Raw genomic sequence first — 21287 nt, 5'->3', positions numbered from 1 at the left:
CGTCCTTACGCACCACCGGCGCCGGAACCGCCGGAAGCGGCAACCGGTGCTGCGGCGGACGCGCCCGGCAGATGCGCCGGCTGCGTCTTCACCGTCATGCCGGGACGCACCTTGTCGATGCCCTCGACGATCACGCGCTCGCCCGGCTGCAGCCCGCTGTCGACGATCCAGTTCTGTCCGTAGGTGCCGCCGGTGACGAGCGGACGCAGCGCGACCTTGTCGTCGCGGCCGACAACCATCGCCTGCGCCCCGCCCTTCTGGTCATGCGACACGCCCTGCACGGGCACGACCAGCGCGTTCGGATTCACGCCTTCCTCGATGCGCGCGCGCACGAACATGCCCGGCAGCAGCACGCGGTCTTTGTTGTCGAACATCGCGCGCACGGTCACGGAACCGGTGGACGGGTCCACGGTGACGTCGCTGAATTGCAGCTTGCCCGGCTCGGGATACACGCGGCCGTCTTCCAGGATCAAGCTCACCTTGGCCGCGTTAGGACCATGGGTGGCGAGCCGCCCTTCCTGGATCTGCCGGCGCAGCCTGAGACCGTCGATGCTCGACTGGGTCAGGTCCACATACATGGGATCGAGTTGCTGGACCGTCACCATCAGCGTGGCCTGCGCGGCCTGCACATAGGCGCCCGGCGTGACCTGCGAGATGCCGGCCTGGCCCGTGACGGGCGCGACGACATCGGTATAGCCGAGGTTGATCTGCGCGGCGTCGATCGCGGCCCGTGCCGACGCGACATCCGCCGCGGCCTGCGACTGCGCAGCGACGGCGTTGTCGTAGTCCTGCCGGCTGACCGCGTTCGAGGCAACCAGCACCTTGTAGCGCGTGGCCTGCGCAGTGGTCGAGTCGAGATTGGCGCGCGCCTTCGCGAGGGATGCCCGGGCGTTGTTCAACTGCACGATGTACGGCGCCGGATCGATCTTGTACAGACGCTGCCCCGCCTTGACGACGCTGCCTTCGGTGAACTCGCGGCGCAGCACGATGCCGTCGACGCGCGCCCGCACCTGGGCGTCGAGGAAGGCGCTGGTGCGCCCGGTCAGTTCGGTCGAGACGGGCACCGTGACGGGCGCCAGCGTGACGACGCCGACTTCCGGCGTGTGCGGCGTCATCGCGGGACGCTTTTCCCCGCAGGCGGCGGTCAGCATGGCGACCGTCGCGACACCGATGAAGCGGTATGGAATCCGTGTGAGACGCATGGAACGCGAACCTCTTTGATGACTGAAATTGAAATGACGCAGGGCAACCGCGCGTGCGCAGCCACGCGCGCCGGACACGATGGCCGCGCGCACGCTGTGCAAGGTGCGATGCGAGGGCCGCTCAGGCAGCCCCGATGGTGGGAATCACTGGCGCTTCGGACTGGACCGCGCGCTGGAAGGGCGCCGTGCAAGGCGCCGCGCGTCGTGTCGGAAAGCGAATCGGATTATTTCGGGATGACTAATCTTTTTGCTTGCTCGCATCGCGGGATTTCAGCGTTTCGATACGGCCGGACGCGTTGTTTCGACTGGCGCTCAACACACGCCGGACGACCCCACGGACAGGCCACAGAGACTGACGCAGTCGTTGCTGCGGCAAGCAATTGATTATAGTGAGCGCGCGAATTCAGTCCGCCCGATCATCGGGCAGATCCGTGAACGTTTGTCTTTGCTTGTTGAATTTCAACAAAATCCCGTCATCGCCGGGCTGCGACGGGCGAAAAAAAACCCGGCACAAGGCCGGGCTTCATTGCATCGGGCGGAACGGAAGGCGTCAGCCCGCCGGCGCCGAGGCCGGCTGCGGCGCGCTCTGCGAACCGTAGTCCACGGGCGCGTCCGCGGGACGCGGGGCATCGCCGGAATGCTCGATCCAGCCGCCGCCGAGATACTGATACAGATCGACGAGGTTGGTCAGGCGATTCAGGCGCGCCGTAATCAGCAGCTGCTGCGCCGAGTACAGGTCGGTTTGCGCCGTCAGCACCGTCAGGTAGCTGTCCACGCCGTTGCGGTAACGCAGGTCGGACAACTCCAGCCGGCGGCTTTGCGACTGCACGAAACGTTCGAGCGACTTGATCTGCTCGTCGTAGGTGCCGCGCGCCGCCAGACCGTCCGCCACTTCGCGGAAGGCGGTCTGGATCGCCTTCTCGTAGTTCGCGATTTCCACCCGCTTCTGGATGTTCGCCAGATCCAGGTTCGCCACGTTCTGACCGCCTTCGAAGATCGGCAGATCGATCGTCGGCGCGAACGACCATGCGGCGGAGCCCGGCTTGAACAACCCGCCGAGGCTCGGCGACAGGGTGCCGAAACTGCCCGTCAGCGACACCTTCGGGAAGAACGCCGCGCGCGCGGCGCCGATGTTCGCGTTCGCCGCGAGCAGCGACTGCTCGGCGGCCGCGATATCCGGACGGCGCGTCAGCAGATCCGACGGCAAGCCCGCCGGGATGTCCGAGAGCAGGTTCTGCGTGTCGAGCGGCATGCCCTTCGGCAGGCCTTCCGGCAGCGGTTCGCCGACCAGCAGCACGAGCGCGTTCTCGGCCTGGGCGCGCAGACGCGCCTGGGCCTGCAGATTCGCCTGCGCCTGCTGCACGACGCCTTCCGACTGACGCAGGTCGAGTTCCGAGCCCGTGCCGTTGTCGAACTGCAGCTTCGTGATGCGATACGACTCCTGCGCCGTCTTCAGCGTGTTCTGCGTGACGACGAGCTGATCGTCGTAGGCGAGCATCGTCAGATACTGGTCCGCCACCGACGACACCAGCGAGATCTCCGCCGCCTTGCGCGATTCCGCCGTCGACAGATACTGCGCCAGCGCCTGGTCCTTCAGGCTCTGCACGCGGCCGAAGAAGTCGATTTCCCACGACGCGTTCAGGCCCACGCTGTAGGTGTTCGAGATCGTCTGATTGAAGAACGACAGATCCCGCGGCGTGCGCTGCTTGCTTTGCGTGCCGACTGCATCGAGCGTCGGGAACAGGCCCGCGCGCGTGATGCGGTATTGCGCCTGCGCAGCCTGCACGTTCAGCACCGACACGCGCAGGTCACGGTTGTTCTTCAGCGCGAGCGCGACGATCTGCTGCAGGCGCGCGTCGGCGAAGAAGTCGCGCCAGCCGATCTCCGGCGCGCTCTGGCCGTTGGCCGTGCGGCCGTTGCTCGCCGTGGAGTTCGCGTCGGGCTGGGTCGCGTAGACGCCGCCCTGCGGGAACTCCTGCGTGACCGGCGCGGCCGGGCGCTCGTATTTCGGCGCCATGGTGCAGCCGGCGGCGAACAGCGCCACGGCGGCCGCGATCAAGGAATGTTTAAGCATCTCAATGTCCTTCCTTATTCGATGCATCCGGGCCGTGCGAGCCGCCATGCGGACCATCGAAACCACCCGACGTGCCCGGCGAGGCCACATCCTTGCTCTTGCTGAACTTCGAGATCACGACGAAGAACATCGGGATCATGAAGATGGCAAGGAAGGTCGCGGTCAGCATCCCGCCGATCACGCCCGTGCCGATCGCGTGCTGGCTCGCCGAACCCGCGCCGTTGCTGATCGCGAGCGGCATCACGCCGAGAATGAACGCGAGCGAGGTCATCAGGATCGGGCGCAGCCGCAGCCGTGCCGCTTCCATCGCCGCTTCCACGGTCGACATGCCCTGCATGCGCAGCTCCCGCGCGAATTCCACGATCAGAATCGCGTTCTTCGCCGACAGACCCACCGTCGTCAACAGGCCGACCTGGAAGAACACGTCGTTCTCCAGCCCGCGCAGCGTTGCGGCGAGCAGCGCGCCGAGCACGCCCAGCGGCACCACCATGATGACCGAGAACGGGATCGACCAGCTTTCATACAGCGCCGCGAGACACAGGAACACGACGAGGATCGAGATGCCGTACAGGATCGGCGCCTGCGAACCCGACTGGCGTTCCTGATACGACAGGCCCGTCCATTCGTAGCCGATACCCGCCGGCAGCTTCGCCGCGATCGCTTCCATCGCCGTCATGGCCTGGCCGGTCGATTTGCCCGCCGCAGCCGCGCCCTGGATTTCCATCGCCGAGATACCGTTGTAACGCTCGAGCTTCGGCGAACCGTAGATCCATTCGCCGGTCCCGAACGCGCCGAACGGCACCATGGTTCCGGAGGCATTGCGCACGTACCACTTGTTCAGGTCGTCCGGCGTCATGCGGAACTGGGCATCGCCCTGCACGTAGACCTTCTTGATCCGGTTGTCGACGTCGAGGAAGTTGTTCACGTACTGCGACGCCCAGGCAATCGAGAAAGTCTGATCGATATCCGTCACCGCCACGCCCAGCGCGTTGGCCTTCTCGCGATCGACGTTCACCTTGAACTGCGGCGTGTCGTTCAGGCCGTTCGGACGCACCTGCGCGAGCATCGGGTCCTTCGCCGCCATGCCGAGCAGCATGTTGCGCGCTTCCATCAGCTTCGCGTGCCCCAGGCCCGCGCGATCCTGCAGCTCGAAGTCGAAGCCCGCTGCCGTGCCGAGTTCCGGAATCGAAGGCGGATTGACCGGGAAGATCATTGCGTCCTTGTAGGGCGCGAAGTGCATGAACATCCGCCCGACCAGCGCCTGCACCTTCTGGTCGCTGTGCTGACGGTCCGCGTAGTCCTTCATCCGCACGAACACGAGGCCGGAGTTCTGGCCGCGGCCCGCGAACGAGAAGCCGTTCACCGTGAACACCGACTCGACGATCGGTTTCTCGTCGTTCAGCAGATAGTCCTGCACGTCCTTCAGCACGTGCGCCGTGTACTCCTGCGTGGAGCCGGCCGGCGCCTGCACGAGCACGAACATCGTGCCCTGGTCTTCATCGGGCAGGAACGACTTCGGCAGACGCAGGAACAGCATGCCCACCGCGACGATCACCACGAGATAGATGATCAGCCAGCGGCCCGAGCGCCGGATCACGTGCTGCACGCCCTTGTGATACTTGTCCTGGCTCTTGTTGAAGTTGCGGTTGAACCAGCCGAAGAAACCCTTCTTCTCGCCCGTGTGCCCTTCCGGATGCGGCTTCAGGATCGTCGCGCACAGCGCCGGCGTCAGCACCAGCGCGACCATCACGGACAGCACCATCGCAGCCACGATCGTCAGCGAGAACTGCCGGTAGATCGCGCCCACCGAGCCGCCCGAGAACGCCACCGGCACGAACACCGCCGACAGCACCAGCGCCACGCCGATCAGCGCGCCGGTGATCTGGTCCATCGCCTTGCGGGTAGCCTCGCGTGGAGACAGGTGCTCCTCGGACATCACCCGCTCGACGTTCTCCACCACCACGATCGCATCGTCCACCAGCAGACCGATGGCGAGCACGAGGCCGAACATCGACAGCACGTTGATGGAGAAGCCCACCGCCGACATGATCGCGAAGGTGCCGAGCAGCACCACCGGCACCGCGATGGTCGGGATGATCGTGGCCCGCAGGTTCTGCAGGAACAGATACATCACGAGGAACACCAGCACGATACCTTCGATCAGCGTCTTGACCACTTCTTCGATCGACAGGCGCACGAACGGCGTCGTGTCATACGGGTACTTGACGACGAGACCGTGCGGGAAGTACTTCGACAGCTCGTCGACCTTCGTCCGGACTGCCTTCGCCGTGGCCAGCGCGTTCGCGCCGGTGGCGAGCTGGATACCGAAGCCCGCTGTCGGCTGACCGTTGTACTTGGTGTCGAAGTTGTAGTTTTCGCCGCCGAGCTCGATGTGCGACACATCCTTCAGGCGCACCTGCGAGCCGTCCTGGTTCACCTTCAGCAGGATGTCGCCGAACTGCTCGGGCGTGCGCAGCAGCGTGGCTTCCGTGATGGTCGCCTGCAGCATCTGCCCCGGCACCGCCGGCGTGCCGCCGAGCCCGCCCGCCGCCACCTGCACGTTCTGGTTGGTGATCGCGTTCTTCACGTCCACCGGCGTGAGCGCGTAGTTCGTGAGCTTGGTTGCATCGAGCCAGACGCGCATCGCGTACTGCGAGCCGAACAGCGTGGTGGTGCCGACGCCGTCGAGACGCGAGAGCGGATCCGCGATGTTCGACGCCACGTAGTTCGCGAGGTCGTACTTGTTCATGCTGCCGTCTTCGGACACGAAGGCGAGCACCAGCAGGAACGAAGAACTCGACTTCGTGACCTTCGTGCCGAGCTGCTGCACGACCTGCGGCAGGAGCGGCGTCGCGAGCTGCAGCTTGTTCTGCACCTGCACCTGCGCGATGTCGGGGTTGGTGCCCGCCGCGAAGGTCAGCGTGACGGTGGCGGTGCCCGAGTCATCGGAAGTCGACGACAGATACAGCAAGTGGTCGAGGCCGGTCATCTGCTGCTCGATCACCTGCGTCACGGTGTTTTCCACCGTGCTCGCCGATGCGCCCGGATACGACGCGCTGATCTGGATCGCGGGCGGCGCGATGGTCGGGTACTGTGCGACCGGCAGCGTGAAGATCGAGGCCATCCCCGCCAGCATCAGGATGATCGCGATCACCCACGCGAAGATAGGTCGATCGATAAAAAACTTTGCCATGTAACAGGCTCCCTTTTATTGCGCGCCTGACGCAGCGGAGGCGGCCGAGGCCGGAGCCGGCTGTGCGCCGCTGCCGTTTGCCGGAGCCGACGCGCCCTGCGTGCCCTGTGCGCCTTGTGCATCCGACGCCGCCGGCGCCGACGCGGCCTGCGCACCGGATGCCGGGTACGGGAACTTGGCGGCGACCGGCTTCACCTGCATGCCGGGCTTGGCCTTCTCGACGCCGTTCACGATCACGCGGTCGCCCGGGTTCAGGCCGCTGTCGACCACCCAGTTGTTGCCGCTGGTGCCGCCGGTGACGAGCTGGCGCAGTTCGACCTTGTCGTCCTTGTTGACGACGAGCGCAGTCGGCGTGCCCTTCTGGTCATGCGTGATGCCGATCTGCGGCACGACCAGCGCGTGGTCGTTCATGCCTTCCTGAATGCGTGCGCGCACGAACATGCCCGGCAGCAGCACGCGGTCCTTGTTCTGGAAGATCGCGCGGATCGTGACCGAACCGGTGCTCTGGTCGACGCTCACGTCGGAGAACTGCAGCTTGCCCTGCTCGGTGTAGTTGCGGCCGTCCTCGAGCACCAGCGTGACCTTCGCGGCGTGGATGCCTTCGGTCTGCAGACGCCCTTCCTGGATCTGCCTGCGCAGCTTGAGACCCTCGACGCTCGACTGCGTCAGATCGACGTAGATCGGATCGAGCTGCTGCACGGTCGTGAGCAGCGTCGCGGCGCTCGCCTGCACGTACGCGCCCGGCGTCACCTGCGACAGGCCGGTGCGGCCGGAGATCGGCGAGAGCACGTCGGTGTAGCCCAGGTTGATCTGCGCGGTATCGACGGCCGCCTTGCCCGCCGCGACGTCCGCGACGGCCTGGCCTTGGGTCGCCACGGCGTTGTCGTAATCCTGCTTCGACACCGCATTGGCCGCGACCAGCACCTTGTAGCGCTGCACCAGCGCGTTCTGCGTCGCGACGTTCGCCTGCGCCTTCGCAAGCGTTGCCTTGGCGTTGTTCAGCGCGGCGATGTAAGGCGCCGGATCGATCTTGTAGAGACGCTGGCCGGCCTTGACGTCCGAGCCTTCGGTGAATTCACGGCGCAGCACGATGCCGTCGACCCGCGCGCGTACTTGCGCGACCAGGAAAGCGCTGGTGCGGCCCGGCAGATCGGCGACGACCGGCACGCTCGTCGGCTGGACGGTGACGATGCCGACTTCCGGCGTCTGCGGAGGAGGGGCTGACTGTTTTTGCCCGCACGCCGCCAGGAACATGGCAGCCGTCGCGGCGGTGATTAAGCGGAGTGGTACCCGTTCGACACGCATGGAGCGACCTCTGTCTAAGACTGAGAGTGAAGTGGGTGCGCGGCGGCCTTCCCCGGGCAATGCCGCGCACGAGCGTCGCAAGACGCTGACCAATAACCAACCAGTGAGACCAGTGAGCGCAACCGCCGGCCAGCGGCCGGGCTTTCACAATTCCGTGCGCGACGCTCGTGGAGCGCCGCCTCGAGGCCATGGACGGCCAGAACGGCAATCGAAATGAAAGCTAGGTTCGGATACTACTCGCGGTCTGCTACTTGGGCTATCGGTCGACGGGTGGTATTGTATATACATTCACGAATGAATGTAAAAAACTGTACGTGTTTGTCCCGATAAGCCGTGAGAAAGATCCGCTCGGGGAATCGATTACGTACGACAAACCTTCGACATCGCCGCGTTTCGTGCGCGGCTTTCATGGCAGCATCAGGAGCACACGGTCCACGGACCGGACGATATGGTCAGACGAACCAAGGAAGAAGCGCAGGCCACGCGCAATCGCGTTCTGGACGCGGCCGAGCGGGTCTTCTACGAAAAAGGCGTGTCGCGTACGACGCTCGCGGACATCGCGCAGGCGGCGGGCGTCACGCGCGGCGCGATCTACTGGCACTTCGCCAACAAGGGCGACCTCTTCAACGCCATGTTCGACCGCAGTCTGCTGCCGCTCGACGAACTCATCGAAGCCACGCTGGACGGCAAGGAAGAAGATCCGCTCGCGCGTCTGCGAGCCTTGTTCGTCTGGTGCATGCACAACATCACGACGGACGCACAGCGCCGCCGCGTCTTCGACATCCTGTTCATGAAGTGTGAATTCGTCGAGGAGATGGGGCCGGTGCGCGAGCGCCATCAGAACAACATGCGCGACGGCATGGAGCGGATCGAGCGGGCGCTGCGCAATGCCGTCGACAAGCAGCAGTTGCCCGCCCGGCTCGACACCCGCCGCGCCACGACCATGCTGCACTGCCTCTTCACGGGCATCCTGCACGACTCGCTGATGCTGCCCGACCTCGTCGATCCGGAGCGCGATGCCGAAGCGCTCATCGACGCCAGCTTCGACGCCCTGCGCTCCAGCGCGGCCCTGCTGCTGCCGGCTGGCGCCTGAGGTCGCATCACATCACGTCACATCACGTCAGGCCGCGCGCCCGCTGGTTCGACGCGTAAATGTTGTCGCGCGCGGGCGGCTCGCCGGATTCCAGCGCGGCGATCCACTCGGCGGTATCGAGCACGGCGGCGAAGCGCGACTGCATCACCACCGTGAAGACCCGATGGATCTCCTCCGCGCTCGCCCGTCCCGCGCGATTTTCATAGGGCACAGCGCCGGTGGCGTCGGCGAGAAACTCCACGGCCAGGCCGGCATGCACGGCGTGCTTGACGGTGGAATCGTCGCAATTGTGGGTCATGTAGCCCGCGATCACGAGCGTGTCGATCTCGTGGGCGCTCAGCCAGTCGGCGAGATCGGTGCCGGCGAATGCGCTCGGCAGCGACTTCTCCACGTAATGTGCGCGCGGCCGCGACGCCACCGTCTCGTGCAACTCGGCCAGCGCGGAACCGCGCGCGAAGATCGGCGCGCTCGCAGGCGCAAAATTCTGCACGACGACGACGGGCACGCCGTGCTTTTCGGCGGCATCCATCGCCCGGCCGATGTTGGCGAGCGACACGTTCACATCGGGATATTCGATCGGCAGATTGCCGGTGACGTACTCGTTCTGCACGTCGATGACGATCAGGGCGCGGCGTGGCATGTTCGGCTCCTCGGCGGATAAGCGCGGGTTGGACCGGCGCATTGTCGCAGATGCGCCCGATCGGCGCTCATGCCGCCTGCCTTACTGCAGCCCGACGTACTGCGCAACGAACGCAAACAGCGCGACGCACACGAGCATCGCCGCCCAGGCCCAGGCCGGAAGGCCGAGCGGATGCGGATCATGCGAATGGTCGCGCTCGCGCTGCCCGAACGCCTGCCCATGCAGACGATGCCGCAACACGCCGCTTGCGTGCGGATCGGCGCCGATGCCGCGGGTCGCGCCGGGACGTCGCGACAATACCGTCGACATCGCGCCCGGGCGCAAGAACACGTGGCGTCGCGGCGTGTCGCCGTCCGCCGCGCGCAGCGATGGAAAGCCGTGCTTCGCCCGCACCACTTCGCAGAATTCGGCGAAAAAATCGTCGGCGCCTTCGCGCAGCGCATTCTCGATCTGCCGCGGCGGCAGGCCCGCGAGCGGACCCGAAATCGTCGCCCAGACCGTGTATTCGATCCAGGTCGACCTGCCCTCGTCCTCCGGATTCAGCGTCACCGCGATCTGTCCGCGCAGCGAGCCCACGCCCTCCCCGCGCGCCTTGAAGCTCAGCGTGCGCGCGTAGCCGGCGCCCGCGTCTTCGTTGCCGCCGGTGGGCGCGCCTTCCTCGTGAGCCGCCTCACGCGTGCGGCCGGCCAGGTGCGCGCGAATCTCGTAACGCGCGCGCAACGCGCCGAGCGGCACGATCAGCGTCAGCGCGTACTCGCCGCCCGGGGTGCGCGTGAAGGATTCGCAATTGTCGAGACTGGCGCGGACCAGCGCGAGATCGCCCAGCGCTTCCCGGACGTGATCCGGGTCGAGCGGAACGCGAAACGCATCGGTGACTTCCATGCAAGCCTCCGGGCCGGGAAACGCATGCGTCCGTTATCGCCGAGTGGATGGAAAGCTGTCTGTACGGATGCCCGCCTAGGACGTTTCGTCGATACGATCGACACGTCCGTGATAGAACGCGAGATACCCCTTGATCTTCGCGGCGGCGTCGAGCGGCGCCTCGAAACTCCAGGCGGCGTTTTCGACCGGACCGTCTTCTGTCAGCAGATGATAGTGCGTGGCCTCGCCCTTGAACGGGCAATGCGTCGTGTGAATCGAGCGCTCCAGCCGCGCCATGTTCACGTCGGCGCGCGGGAAATAATGCACCTTGTCGGTGCCGCTTTCGTGGAGGGTGAAAGAAGCGTGCGTATCGGCGTACGTGACGCCCTGATGGATCACGCGACAGCGCCGGCTGTTCGGCGTGATCTCGACGCGGTGCGCCGCGTCATGTGCGTCGTTCAGTTCCGTGCCCATCGTGATGCGCCTCCTGCGTGGCGTCCGAAAACGAAAAAGCCACGAGCGCCCGCCTGCTGACCGACGCTCGTGACTTCATTATGGGACAAACTGCCCGGGCCGGGTGGCGCGCTTTTTCGACGGCGCGGCTGTCTCCTGCGGCTACCCTGGGCAGCTGACCTGATCGCTTACTGAATGCTCCAGTGGAAGGCCGCCTTGGCCTTGCCCGGGCCCGCCACGCTGACAGACTGCTTCTTTTCCTGATCCTTGTACTTCGCGTACACCGTATAGCTGCCCGGCGGCAGTTTCACGAGCATGTAAGGGCCCATCGATTCGGTGTTCAGCACTTCGCCGCCCTTCCCGCCGACGATGCGCACGCGCACGCCCGAAAGGTAATCGGCGGTCGGTCCGGTAAAGCGCAGCGACAGCGGCCAGTGCGCCTGCTCGCGGATCAACGCGTGCGATTCGTCGAGCCCGACGCCGCCCGACGTATAGGACACGTCGCCCTGTTGCTCGACTTGCGGCAGTCCGCCGCCGTTGGTATTGCCGGCGCTCGATTGATCGGCCGTGGTGCCGCCTGTCGTTGCGCCCGCGGTTTGCGCCCAGACGCCGCCGGTCATGCCTGCGCCCAAGGCCGCCGTGAGCAGCGCGGCGGTCAGTTTGCCCGTGATTTTGCTCGTCATGTCTTGCTCCTTGTTGTCGATGTCGCGACGCCCAAAGACTGCCTTGGTGTCATGGCGACGTCACGCCCGATGCGCCGGTTTCACACCGGTAGAACCTTGCACTTACGCGATAGGGCACCGGGGAACAGGTGAGCATGCATCGTGCCCGCGGCGCGGACACGATGCCGGAGCACGGGTTCAGCCAAGATCGACCGGGACGAAGATCTGCGCGTTGTCGCGCTGGATCAGGAGCGCAATGCTGTCGCCGGCGTGCGACACCATGGTCTTCAACTGCTGCACCGACGTCACCGGCTGGCCGTTGACGGCCAGGATCACGTCGCCGGCCTGAATGCCCGCATTGGCTGCCGCGCCGTTCGACTGCTGCACGAGCAGGCCACGCGCGAGCGAATCGCTTTGCTTTTCGTCCGGCGTGAGCGGCCGCACCGCGACGCCCAGACGGGCATCCTGCGCGCCGGCGTCGTCGTCGCCCTTGGTGTCCGCGCTGGCGGTCTTGGCGTCCTTCAACGCGCCGATGGTGACGCTCAGGTCCTTCGATCCCTTGTCGCGCCACACCGTGACCTTCGCGGACGTGCCCGGCGCGAGTCCCGCGACCTGCGACGGCAGCGACGTGGAATCCGAGACGGCCACGCCGTTCAGCGCGGTGATCACGTCGCCCGGTTGCAGGCCGCCCTTCGCGGCCGGGCCGCCCGGTTCCACCGAGCTCACCAGCGCGCCTTGCGGCGACTTCATGCCGAACGAGTTGGCCAGGGTCTGGTTCATGCCCTGCACCGTTACGCCGAGCCGGCCGCGATCGACGTGACCCGTCTTGATGAGCGCGTCCTTCACCTTGATGGCTTCGTTGATCGGGATCGCGAACGAAAGGCCCTGGAAGCCGCCGGTCTGCGAGTAGATCATCGAGTTGATGCCGATGACTTCGCCCTGCAGATTAAAGAGCGGTCCGCCCGAGTTGCCCGGGTTCACCGGCACGTCGGTCTGGATGAACGGCGTGTAGTTCTCGTTGGGCAATGCGCGCGACTTGGCGCTGATGATGCCCGAGGTCACGGTGTTGTCGAATCCGTACGGCGAGCCGATCGCCACGACCCACTGGCCGACCTTGCTGCCGTTCGGATCGCCGATCTTGACGGTGGGAAGATTCTTCGCGTCGATCTTCAGCACGGCGACATCGGATTGCTTGTCCGCGCCGATGACTTTCGCGCGGTACTCGCGCTTGTCCGTGAGCTTGACGGTGACGATGTTGGCGTTGTCGACGACGTGTGCGTTCGTCAGGATGTAGCCGTCGCTCGACACGATGAAGCCCGAGCCCAGTCCTTCGCTCGGACGATCGGCGCTGGGGCCGCCATCGCCGCCGCCCATGCCGGGCACGCCGCCGAAGCGCTTGAAGAATTGATAGAAAGGATCGTCGGGATCCATCGGCACCTGGTTCATGTTGCGACGGTTGGACGTCTGCTTCACGACATGCTTGGCGCTGATGTTCACGACGGCGGGGCCATAAGTCTCCACGAGACCCGAGAAGTCGGGAATGCCGGTCTTGGCGGCGGCTTCGGCGGGCATCATGGCCGCGGAAGCCGGCGAAATCACCTGCGGAGCAGGCACGTTGTTATGGCCGGCCACATAGCCCGCTGACAAGGCGACGGCAACTGCCGCTGCAACGGCGCTACGGGTGAGGATCTTTGCGTTCATCGTGTGCTCCTGACGAGGGATGCGCTCTTCTGGAGCGCGCTATTTCGATGGAGCAAGATTACGGGGTGTCGCTTAAAGCTTTCTTAAAGTTCATGAGGGGCTGGGCGTGGTTTGCTTCGGCTTGGGATTGCATCAGGAAAGGTTCGGACGGCAGCCCGTCAAGGCTGCCGTCCTTCGCACCGCCGACTGTTTGCTTCGAACTGCTTTACTGCTTGATTACAGCCGACTGTTTCATGCAACGATGCTCAGAACTCGTAGCCCACCTGCCCCCGTACGCCGGTGTCGCCGTGCGGTGTGATCGACGCGGCGCCGTTCACGAGCCAGCGATTGTTTCCCGAACGATACGTGCCGCCAAGTCCGACTGCCGTGTAGCCCTTGTAGTTGCCCACGCCCACTGCGACGACGGTCTTGCCTGGCGCGCTCGGCGTCAGGTTCGGCATGGCCATCGCGGCGGCGACGCCGGCGAAAGCCTGACGCGCCACGGTGTTGACGCTGTTCTGCACCGCGCCCAACTGGTTCATGTTGACGGCATCGGTCCCGTTCACGCCGGGCGCCACGTTGGTCAGACGGCGTTCGCTACCCTTCGCGCCGATCGACACGGTGTTGTCCTGATCCGCAACCGAACCACTGCCCAGTGCGACCGCGTTGTTGCCGGAAGCATTGGCGCCGTTGCCGATTGCAGTGGAATTCGTGCCGCTGGCGACGGCGGGCGTTGCGTTGGTCTGCGCAGCGATCACCGTGCTGCCGCCGGCCGAGAAGTTCTGCACTCGCGACGTGATATCGGCGATTTGCTGGTTCGTCGTCCACAGCTGGGAGCCGTTCACGGCGTCCGTGCTGTCCGCGGAGAGCGTGGCCGCCGACACGCCCGTGACCGTGCGCGTGCCCTCGCTGCCTGTCACGTCGACGACCGTGCCGTTGGCGTTCTGCGCCACCGTGATCTTGCGCGAAACCGGATCCTGCTGGACCAGACCGACGGTGCCGCTATTGATCTGAGTGGTGATGTCGGCGATATCGGTCGTGTTTTTCTCGATGGCGGCGGTGTTGTTCGCGACGTTCAATTGCAGATTCGAAATGTTCGACGCGTTTTGCGAGGTGCGGCCGTCGAGGTTCGTGAATGCGGCCTCTACGCCTTGCACGGATTGGCCGCTGAGTGTGTAGGTCGGCGACGTGACCTGGCCGTTCGCATCTACGGATGAACCGCCGCCCAACGCCATGGCCGTGGAATTAGCAAGTCCGTGGAGTTGCGAACCGTTCACGGCTTGGTTGCTCGTTGGGCTCACCGCGCCGTTGGCTACGCCGATCAGCGTGCGCGGGCCTGCCGTACCCGTGAAATCGACTACCGTGCCATCGGTGCTTTTCGCCACCGTGATGACGCGCGAGACGGCGTCCTGCTGCACCAGTCCGATCGTGCCGTTGCTGATCTGCGTGTTGATCGTGCTGATGTCCGCGGTGTTTTGTGTCGTGCGTCCGTCGAGGTTCGAGAACGCCGCCTCCACGCCTTGCACGGATTGACCGTTGAGGGTGTAGGTGGGAGCGATGAGCTGGCCGTTTCCGTCTACCGCTGCGCCGCCGCCTAGTGCTGCGGCAGCCGAACTTGCTGTTGCGAACAGCTGCGAGCCGTTCACGGCTTCCGTGCTTCCGCCGTTCACCGAGCCGTTGGCCACGCCCATCAGCGTGCGCGCACCTGCCGTACCCGTGAAATCGACCGTCGAGCCGTCCGTGGCCTTGGCAACCGTGATCGTGCGAGTCGCTGGGTCTTGTTGAACCAGCCCCACCGTGCCGTTATTGATCTGGTTCGTGATGCTGTTGATCGCGGCCGTGTTGTTCGTGATGTCGCCGGTGTTTTGCGTGGTGCGCCCGTCGAGGTTCGTGAATGCTGCTTCCACACCTTGCACGGATTGACCGTTGAGGGTGTAGGTGGGCATTGTGACCAGGCCGTTTGCGTCTACGGATGAACCGCCGCCCAATGCGGAAGCAGCCGAATTTGCAGAGGCAAAGAGCTGCGAGCCGTTCACAGCTTCATTGCTCAGGCTGTTCACCGCACCGTTCGCCACACCCGTCAGCGTGCGCACACCTGCCGTACCCGTGAAATCAACCACCGCACCATCGGTGTTCTTCGCCACCGTGATGGCGCGCGAAGCGACGCCCTGCTGAACCAGTCCAATTGTCCCGTCACTGAGCTGCGTGTTGATCGTGCTGATGTCCGTCGTGTTTTGCGTCGTGCGCCCGTCAAGGTTCGTGAATGCCGCCTCTACCCCTTGCACAGGTTGACCGTCGAGTGAATAAGCCGGCATCGTCACCAGCCCGTTGCCATCCACGGACGAACCGCCGCCCAACGCGGAAGCAGCCGAATTCGCAGTTGCAAAAAGCTGCGACCCGTTCACGGCGTCATTGCTCACGCTGTTCACCGCACCGTTCGACACACCCGTCAGCGTGCGCACACCTGCCGATCCAGTGAAATCGACCGCCGCACCATCGGTGTCTTTCCCCACCGTGATGACGCGCGAGACGGCGTCCTGCTGCACCAGTCCGATTGTGCCGCTGCTGAGCTGCGCGTTGATCGTGCTGATGTCCGTGGTGTTTTGCGTCGTGCGCCCGTCGAGGTTCGTGAATGCCGCCTCCACGCCTTGCACCGGTTGACCGTTGAGCGTGTAGGTGGGCATCGTGACCAGGCCGTTCGCGTCTACGGATGAACCGCCGCCCAACGCGGAAGCAGCCGAATTTGCAGAGGCAAAGAGCTGCGAGCCGTTCACGGCTTCACTGCTCACGCTGTTCACTGCACCGTTCGCCACCCCCGTCAGCGTGCGCGCACCTCCAGTACCCGCGAAATCGACCGCTGAACCATCCGTGTCCTTGGCAACCGTAATCGTGCGAGTCGCCGGGTCTTGTTGAACCAGGCCCACCGTGCCGTTGTTGATCTGATTTGTGATGTCGTTGATCGCAGCCGTGTTGTTCGTGATGTCGCCGGTGTTTTGCGTAGTGCGGCCGTCGAGGTTTGTGAATGCTGCTTCCACACCCTGCACGGATTGACCGTCGAGCGTGTACGTCGGCGCCGTGACTAGACCGTTTGCGTCTACGGATGAACCGCCGCCCAGCGCTGCCGCCGCCGATGCTGAAACGGCAAAAAGTTGCGCACCATTCACGGCTTCCGCGCTTCCGCTGCTCACCGAGCCGTTCGCCACACCCGTCAGCGTGCGCGCACCTCCCGTACCCGTGAAATCGACCGATGCACCGTCAGTATCTTTCGCCACCGTAATGGCGCGCGAGATGGCGTCCTGCTGCACCAGTCCGATCGTGCCGCTGCTCAGCTGCGTGTTGATCGTGCTGATATCCGTGGAGTTTTGCGTCGTGCGTCCGTCGAGGTTCGTGAATGCCGCCTCAACGCCTTGCACGGGTTGACCGTTGAGCGTGTAGGTGGGCATCGTGACCAGACCGTTCATGTCTACGGACGAACCGCCACCCAATGCGGCTGCGGCCGAGGCCGAAACCGCAAAGAGTTGCGACCCATTCACGGCTTCATTGCTCACGCCGTTCACCGCACCGTTCGCCACACCTGTCAGCGTGCGCGCAACTCCGGTACCCGTGAAATCGACCGCTGAACCGTCCGCATCCTTGCCAACCGTGATCGTGCGTGTCGCCGGGTCTTGTTGAACCAGGCCCACCGTGCCGTTGTTGATCTGATTCGTGATGTCGTTGATCGCAGCCGTGTTGTTCGTGATGTCGCCGGTGTTTTGCGTGGTGCGGCCGTCGATGTTCGAGAACCCCGCCTCAACACCCTGCACGGATTGTCCGTTGAGCGTATAGGTGGGCACCGTCACCAGACCGTTCGCATCCACGGACGATCCACCACCCAGCGCCGCCGCCGCCGAGGCAGAAACTGCAAAAAGCTGAGAGCCATTCACGGCGTCATTGCTCGCGCCGTTCACCGCACCGTTCGCCACACCTGTCAGCGTGCGTCCACCTCCCGTACCGGTGAAATCGACCGCCGCACCATCAGTGTCTTTCGCCACCGTGATGACCCGCGAGACGACGTCCTGCTGAACCAGCCCGATTGTGCCGCTGCTGATCTGCGTGTTGATCGTGCTGATATCGGTGGTGTTCTGCGTCGTGCGTCCGTCGAGGTTCGTGAATGCCGCCTCAACGCCTTGCACGGATTGACCGTTGAGCGTGTAGGTCGGCATCGTGACCAATCCATTCGCGTCCACGGATGAACCGCCGCCGAGTGCCGCTGCGGCAGAGGCAGAAACCGCAAAAAGCTGCGAACCATTCACTGCTTCCGTGCTTCCACCGTTCACCGCGCCATCGGCCAGACCCACCAACGTCCGCGCGCCCGCCAGACCCCTGAAATCAACCGTCGCACCATCAGAGGCGCTAGCAACAGTGATATTGCGCGTCAGCGGATCCTGCCGCACCAGCCCAGTCGCACCGATGTTGATCTGCGCGCTGATGTCGTCGATGTCCACCAGGTTCTGGGTCGTGCGTGCGTCGATGTTCGAGAGAGCCGCGCCCACGCTGTTGACCGAAAGACCACCCACCGTGAACGTAGGCGGCACGATCGTCCCATCGATGGCCACCGTCGCGCCGCCACCAAGCGCCGCGGCCGCCGAACCTGACAGCGAGAACAACTGCGACCCGTTCACGGCCTGCGTGCTCGCGCCACTCACCAACCCGTTGGTCAAGCCCGTCAGCGTCCGCGTGCCCGGGATGCCCGAAATGTCGACCGTCGTGCCCGCAGAGTCCTTGGCCACCGTCACGGTGCCCAGCGCCCCGTCCAGCTGCACCAGTCCCACGCCACCGGCGTTGAGCTGATTGGTGATGTTGGCGACGGAAGTCGTGTTGTTCGCCACGGACGTGTTGAGGGCGCCCAGCGCCGCATCGACCTTGAGGAAACCCGTGCCGATGTCGCCCGCCGCGCCGCTTGTGCCGGCAATCAGGTTGGCGCTGACGAGCGCATAGGAAGGCAGCGTGATGGCGCCTGTCGTCGCACTGAGTGAAGCCCCGCCTCCGAGCACGGCCACTACCGGACTGACCTGACCGACGTTGACGGCATCCCGCGCGCTCACACCCGCCCCGATACCCGACAGCAGGACCCCGCCGTTCGCGCTCTCGCTCATCGTGGCCATATATCTCGAGGTCGGCGAGAACGCCAGCTTGTTCTGCGTCGTCGAGACGACGATCTGCGTGCCGCCGCTCCCGATCGCGGTCCACGTGCCGACGGCAGGCTGGTCGCCGAGAATATCCCCACTTCCCCAGAGCAAGCAGTTCGACAGAACACCTCCAGGCGTGTAGTTGAAGTTGGCCAGTCCGTTGTTTGCACAGATATCCGCCCACGCGCTTCCAGACAGCAGGAACGTCACCGCCCCCGCTCCACACGTGACCCGCCTGACGCGCCCCGGTTTGTCCTCGCCACGCGTATCCACACATGCCCGCACGGCATCCCGGAAGATGCCGTCCCACCACGCTCCAAACTTCGAATTCATTTCTTTTCCCAGGTTCTTTTTTGTATTTACACCCCGGTTTTTCCCGGGGCGCCTCGACGGCATGAATCGGCGACACGCGCAATGTCGAAACAGAGGGAAGATTCGAAATGAAGCCGGGCAGTCAGACGAGCGCGCGCTCGCCCACGCCGATCACTCGTCGGACGACCTTCTCTGGAACAGACGGGAGTGGTGTCAGGAATTCCGGTGGATCTCGGATAGATCTTTAGGAATCCGTCGATTGCCGCTTATGAAATTCTAAGAATCGGGATGCCGGCGGCGTATGAGTAAAGTCTCAAAATCGCCGGTGAGATATGAAATTCGTCTTTCTCTGATGGAAGCAGCATTCACAAATGCTGCCAAAAGAAACCATTCAAGCGCTGACGGTCAGAAGATAAAGCACGCCCACTGCTGGTCAGCAATGAGAATCGCCGTCCAGCAGACCCGGTCAAGCCGAAACTCAGAACCGGATCGATACCTTCAACCCGCCGGCCTGCGATTCCCCGAGTTCCACGCGCGTGCCGTGCTGCGCGGCGATCCTGCGAACGATCGCCAGGCCCAGCCCGCTGCCCGCCACATCGGTGCGCGCCCGGTCCGCGCCTTCGCCGACGCGATAAAAGCGGTCGAACACCCGTTCTCGTTCTTCTTGAGGGATGCCTGGTCCGGTATCCGAGATCTCGACCAGCGGCCGCCCATCCCGCACCTTCAGGCAGACATCCACGCGGCCGCCGCGCGGCGTGTACTTGGTCGCGTTGTCGATGAGATTGTTGAACATCACGCGCAGCGCGTCCGGGTTGCCCTCGACGCTCGCCGGTTCGCTCGCCTCGATGCCCAGATCGACGCCGCGCTCCTGCGCCACCAGCACATAACCGCGCACGCAGCCTTCCAGCAGCGCGCACAGGTCGACCGTCACGCCCGCGCCCTGGCCGTCCGGCTCCGACCGCGCCAGCGCGAGCAGTTGCTCGGCGAGCCGCGTCGCGCGCGCAATGCCTTCGTTCAGGTCCGCGAGCGCCTCGCGCCGCGCGTCATCGTCCTGGGCGCGCCCGACCAGCTGCGCCTGGATCTGCACCGCCGCGAGCGGCGTGCGCAACTCGTGCGCGGCGTCGGCGACGAAGGCCTTCTGGGTGTCCAGCGCCGCTGACAACCGCGACAGCAGCGCATTGAGCGCACGCACGACCGGCCGCACTTCCTGTGGCAGACGCCGGTCGGAGAGCGGATCGAGCGCTTCGGGATGACGCGTGTCGAGCGCGTGCGTCACGCGTCGCAACGGCGCGAGCCCGCGTCCGACGATGACCCAGATCGCGACGCCCAGCAGCGGCAACAGCAGCACCAGCGGCCACAACGTGCGCCAGGCGACGCCGGCCGCGACGCGGTTGCGGATCGACAGCGGCTGCGCGAGCTGCACCACGTTGTCGCCGACGATGGCGCTGTACACGCGCCATTCGCCGCGCGGCGTGGTTTCGGTGGAAAAGCCGAGTTCGGCATGCGGGGCGAGCGGGACGCGCGGATGCGAGTAGTACATCAGCACGCCATTGCGATTCCAGATCTGGATCACGACGCCTTCGTCGCTTTCGCTGCGTGAACTGAGCACCGACGAAAACGGCTCCGACGGCAATGCCGCCGCGATCTGCTGCAGCTGGTAATCGAAGAGTTCGTTGGCTTCGGCGAGCGCCTGCCGGTAGATCAGCCAGCCCGCGAAACCGACGCCGAAAATCACCAGCGCGAGCAGCCAGATGAGCAGCGTGCGGCGGATCGACCGCATCAGGCGTCCTTCGCGACCATGTAGCCCAGGCCGCGCACGTTGCGGATCAGATCGGCGCCGAGCTTCTTGCGCAGCGAGTGGATGTACACCTCGACCGTATTGCTGCCGATCTCCTCGCCCCAGCCGTAGATCTTTTCCTCGAGCTGGCTCTTGGAGAGCACTGCGCCCGGACGCGCCATCAAGGCTTCGAGCAGCGCGAACTCGCGCGCCGACAGCGCCACCGGATTGCCCGCAAGCGTCACCTGGTGGCCGACGGGATCGAGCGCCAGCTCGCCGTGCCGCACGAGCGACTCGCCGCGGCCTGCGTGACGCCGGATCAGCGCGCGCATGCGGGCGCCGAGTTCGTCGAGATCGAACGGCTTGACGAGGTAGTCGTCCGCACCGGCGTCGAGCCCCTTGACGCGGTCCGCGATGGCGTCGCGCGCCGTCACGACCAGCACCGGCAAGCCGTTGCCGCGCGCGCGCAAGGTCTTCAGCACGTCGAGGCCGTCGCGCCGGGGCAGGCCGAGGTCGAGCAGCATCAGGTCGTAGGGCTCGCCCGCGACCGCCGTGAGCGCGGCCTCGCCGTCCTGCACCCAGTCGACTGCGAAGCCGTCCGCGCGCAGCGCCTTGCGCACGCCTTCGGCGATCATCCGGTCATCTTCGACAAGCAGGATTCGCATGGCACATGTCTATCGGTGGTTACGTGGAGCGGTCCTCTCGGCCGCGGTTCATTGTAGCCGCGCGGCTCCGGCGCAGGCTTAAGCGGGTCTTAACGGCGCGTCATGCATGCGCTGCGGCCCGGCGTTGCCCCATGTCGCGCGCATGCCGCAACGCGCCGCCTCTCAAGCCCATTCGTATGATTTTCGCAAGCCAGCTTGTCTA

The 21287-nt window shown here is 65.0% G+C and carries 13 protein-coding genes; 1 reads left to right on the top strand and 12 read right to left on the bottom strand.

Annotated elements, in window-relative coordinates; all coding sequences use genetic code 11:
• Positions 1-5: 5 nt before the first annotated feature.
• The 4 genes from QCE83_RS02270 to QCE83_RS02255 form a co-directional block, all read right to left on the bottom strand.
• Positions 6-1202, bottom strand: a complete 1197-nt coding sequence (locus QCE83_RS02270; protein ID WP_309807374.1) for an efflux RND transporter periplasmic adaptor subunit — start codon at positions 1200-1202, stop codon at positions 6-8.
• Between the two features lie 550 nt (positions 1203-1752).
• On the bottom strand, positions 1753-3276 hold the full coding sequence (locus QCE83_RS02265; protein WP_309807373.1) for an efflux transporter outer membrane subunit: 1524 nt from the start codon (positions 3274-3276) through the stop codon (positions 1753-1755).
• A 1-nt stretch (position 3277) separates the two neighbouring features.
• A complete protein-coding gene (locus QCE83_RS02260) occupies positions 3278-6469 on the bottom strand; it encodes an efflux RND transporter permease subunit (RefSeq protein WP_309807372.1) in 3192 nt (1063 codons plus the stop codon).
• A 15-nt stretch (positions 6470-6484) separates the two neighbouring features.
• The gene (locus QCE83_RS02255; RefSeq protein WP_309807371.1) at positions 6485-7774 is read right to left on the bottom strand and encodes an efflux RND transporter periplasmic adaptor subunit; all 1290 of its coding nucleotides are present in this window, start codon (positions 7772-7774) and stop codon (positions 6485-6487) included.
• 448 nt (positions 7775-8222) lie between these two features.
• Between QCE83_RS02255 and QCE83_RS02250 the strand changes: the two genes are divergently transcribed.
• The gene (locus tag QCE83_RS02250; protein ID WP_309807370.1) at positions 8223-8867 is read left to right on the top strand and encodes a TetR family transcriptional regulator; all 645 of its coding nucleotides are present in this window, start codon (positions 8223-8225) and stop codon (positions 8865-8867) included.
• A 22-nt stretch (positions 8868-8889) separates the two neighbouring features.
• Here the strand turns inward: QCE83_RS02250 and QCE83_RS02245 are convergent, their stop codons facing one another.
• The 8 genes from QCE83_RS02245 to QCE83_RS02210 form a co-directional block, all read right to left on the bottom strand.
• On the bottom strand, positions 8890-9507 hold the full coding sequence (locus QCE83_RS02245; protein WP_309807369.1) for a cysteine hydrolase family protein: 618 nt from the start codon (positions 9505-9507) through the stop codon (positions 8890-8892).
• Between the two features lie 81 nt (positions 9508-9588).
• On the bottom strand, positions 9589-10389 hold the full coding sequence (locus QCE83_RS02240) for an SRPBCC domain-containing protein (protein ID WP_309807368.1): 801 nt from the start codon (positions 10387-10389) through the stop codon (positions 9589-9591).
• 75 nt (positions 10390-10464) lie between these two features.
• Positions 10465-10842: a DUF427 domain-containing protein gene (locus QCE83_RS02235; protein WP_309807367.1), complete on the bottom strand. Its 378-nt coding sequence runs from the start codon at positions 10840-10842 to the stop codon at positions 10465-10467.
• Between the two features lie 167 nt (positions 10843-11009).
• Positions 11010-11504 (bottom strand): carboxypeptidase regulatory-like domain-containing protein, encoded by a 495-nt coding sequence (locus tag QCE83_RS02230; RefSeq protein WP_309807366.1) that lies wholly within the window; start codon positions 11502-11504, stop codon positions 11010-11012.
• A 177-nt stretch (positions 11505-11681) separates the two neighbouring features.
• Positions 11682-13184: a DegQ family serine endoprotease gene (locus QCE83_RS02225; RefSeq protein WP_309807364.1), complete on the bottom strand. Its 1503-nt coding sequence runs from the start codon at positions 13182-13184 to the stop codon at positions 11682-11684.
• A 245-nt stretch (positions 13185-13429) separates the two neighbouring features.
• Positions 13430-18664, bottom strand: coding sequence for a YadA-like family protein (locus QCE83_RS02220; RefSeq protein WP_309807363.1), 5235 nt, complete (start codon positions 18662-18664; stop codon positions 13430-13432).
• Positions 18665-19121: 457 nt separating this feature from the next.
• Positions 19122-20423, bottom strand: coding sequence for an ATP-binding protein (locus QCE83_RS02215; protein WP_309807362.1), 1302 nt, complete (start codon positions 20421-20423; stop codon positions 19122-19124).
• Positions 20423-21085 (bottom strand): response regulator, encoded by a 663-nt coding sequence (locus tag QCE83_RS02210; protein ID WP_309807361.1) that lies wholly within the window; start codon positions 21083-21085, stop codon positions 20423-20425. The genes QCE83_RS02215 and QCE83_RS02210 overlap by 1 nt, the downstream gene beginning before the upstream one ends.
• Positions 21086-21287 lie beyond the last annotated feature (202 nt).

The organism is Caballeronia sp. LZ034LL, assembly GCF_031451215.1.
GTDB lineage: Bacteria > Pseudomonadota > Gammaproteobacteria > Burkholderiales > Burkholderiaceae > Caballeronia.
The sequence above is the reverse complement of the archived record's forward strand: the minus strand, read 5'-3'. Positions and strand labels throughout refer to the sequence as shown.

Bases quoted from the DNA above. Each gene is read 5' to 3' on its own strand.
- QCE83_RS02250 (WP_309807370.1), top strand. From the start codon at position 8,223: ATGGTCAGACGAACCAAGGAAGAAGCGCAGGCCACGCGCAATCGCGTT.
- QCE83_RS02235 (WP_309807367.1), bottom strand. From the start codon at position 10,842: ATGGGCACGGAACTGAACGACGCACATGACGCGGCGCACCGCGTCGAG.
- QCE83_RS02240 (WP_309807368.1), bottom strand. From the start codon at position 10,389: ATGGAAGTCACCGATGCGTTTCGCGTTCCGCTCGACCCGGATCACGTC.
- QCE83_RS02255 (WP_309807371.1), bottom strand. From the start codon at position 7,774: ATGCGTGTCGAACGGGTACCACTCCGCTTAATCACCGCCGCGACGGCT.
- QCE83_RS02225 (WP_309807364.1), bottom strand. From the start codon at position 13,184: ATGAACGCAAAGATCCTCACCCGTAGCGCCGTTGCAGCGGCAGTTGCC.
- QCE83_RS02265 (WP_309807373.1), bottom strand. From the start codon at position 3,276: ATGCTTAAACATTCCTTGATCGCGGCCGCCGTGGCGCTGTTCGCCGCC.
- QCE83_RS02245 (WP_309807369.1), bottom strand. From the start codon at position 9,507: ATGCCACGCCGCGCCCTGATCGTCATCGACGTGCAGAACGAGTACGTC.
- QCE83_RS02260 (WP_309807372.1), bottom strand. From the start codon at position 6,469: ATGGCAAAGTTTTTTATCGATCGACCTATCTTCGCGTGGGTGATCGCG.
- QCE83_RS02270 (WP_309807374.1), bottom strand. From the start codon at position 1,202: ATGCGTCTCACACGGATTCCATACCGCTTCATCGGTGTCGCGACGGTC.
- QCE83_RS02220 (WP_309807363.1), bottom strand. From the start codon at position 18,664: ATGAATTCGAAGTTTGGAGCGTGGTGGGACGGCATCTTCCGGGATGCC.
- QCE83_RS02215 (WP_309807362.1), bottom strand. From the start codon at position 20,423: ATGCGGTCGATCCGCCGCACGCTGCTCATCTGGCTGCTCGCGCTGGTG.
- QCE83_RS02210 (WP_309807361.1), bottom strand. From the start codon at position 21,085: ATGCGAATCCTGCTTGTCGAAGATGACCGGATGATCGCCGAAGGCGTG.
- QCE83_RS02230 (WP_309807366.1), bottom strand. From the start codon at position 11,504: ATGACGAGCAAAATCACGGGCAAACTGACCGCCGCGCTGCTCACGGCG.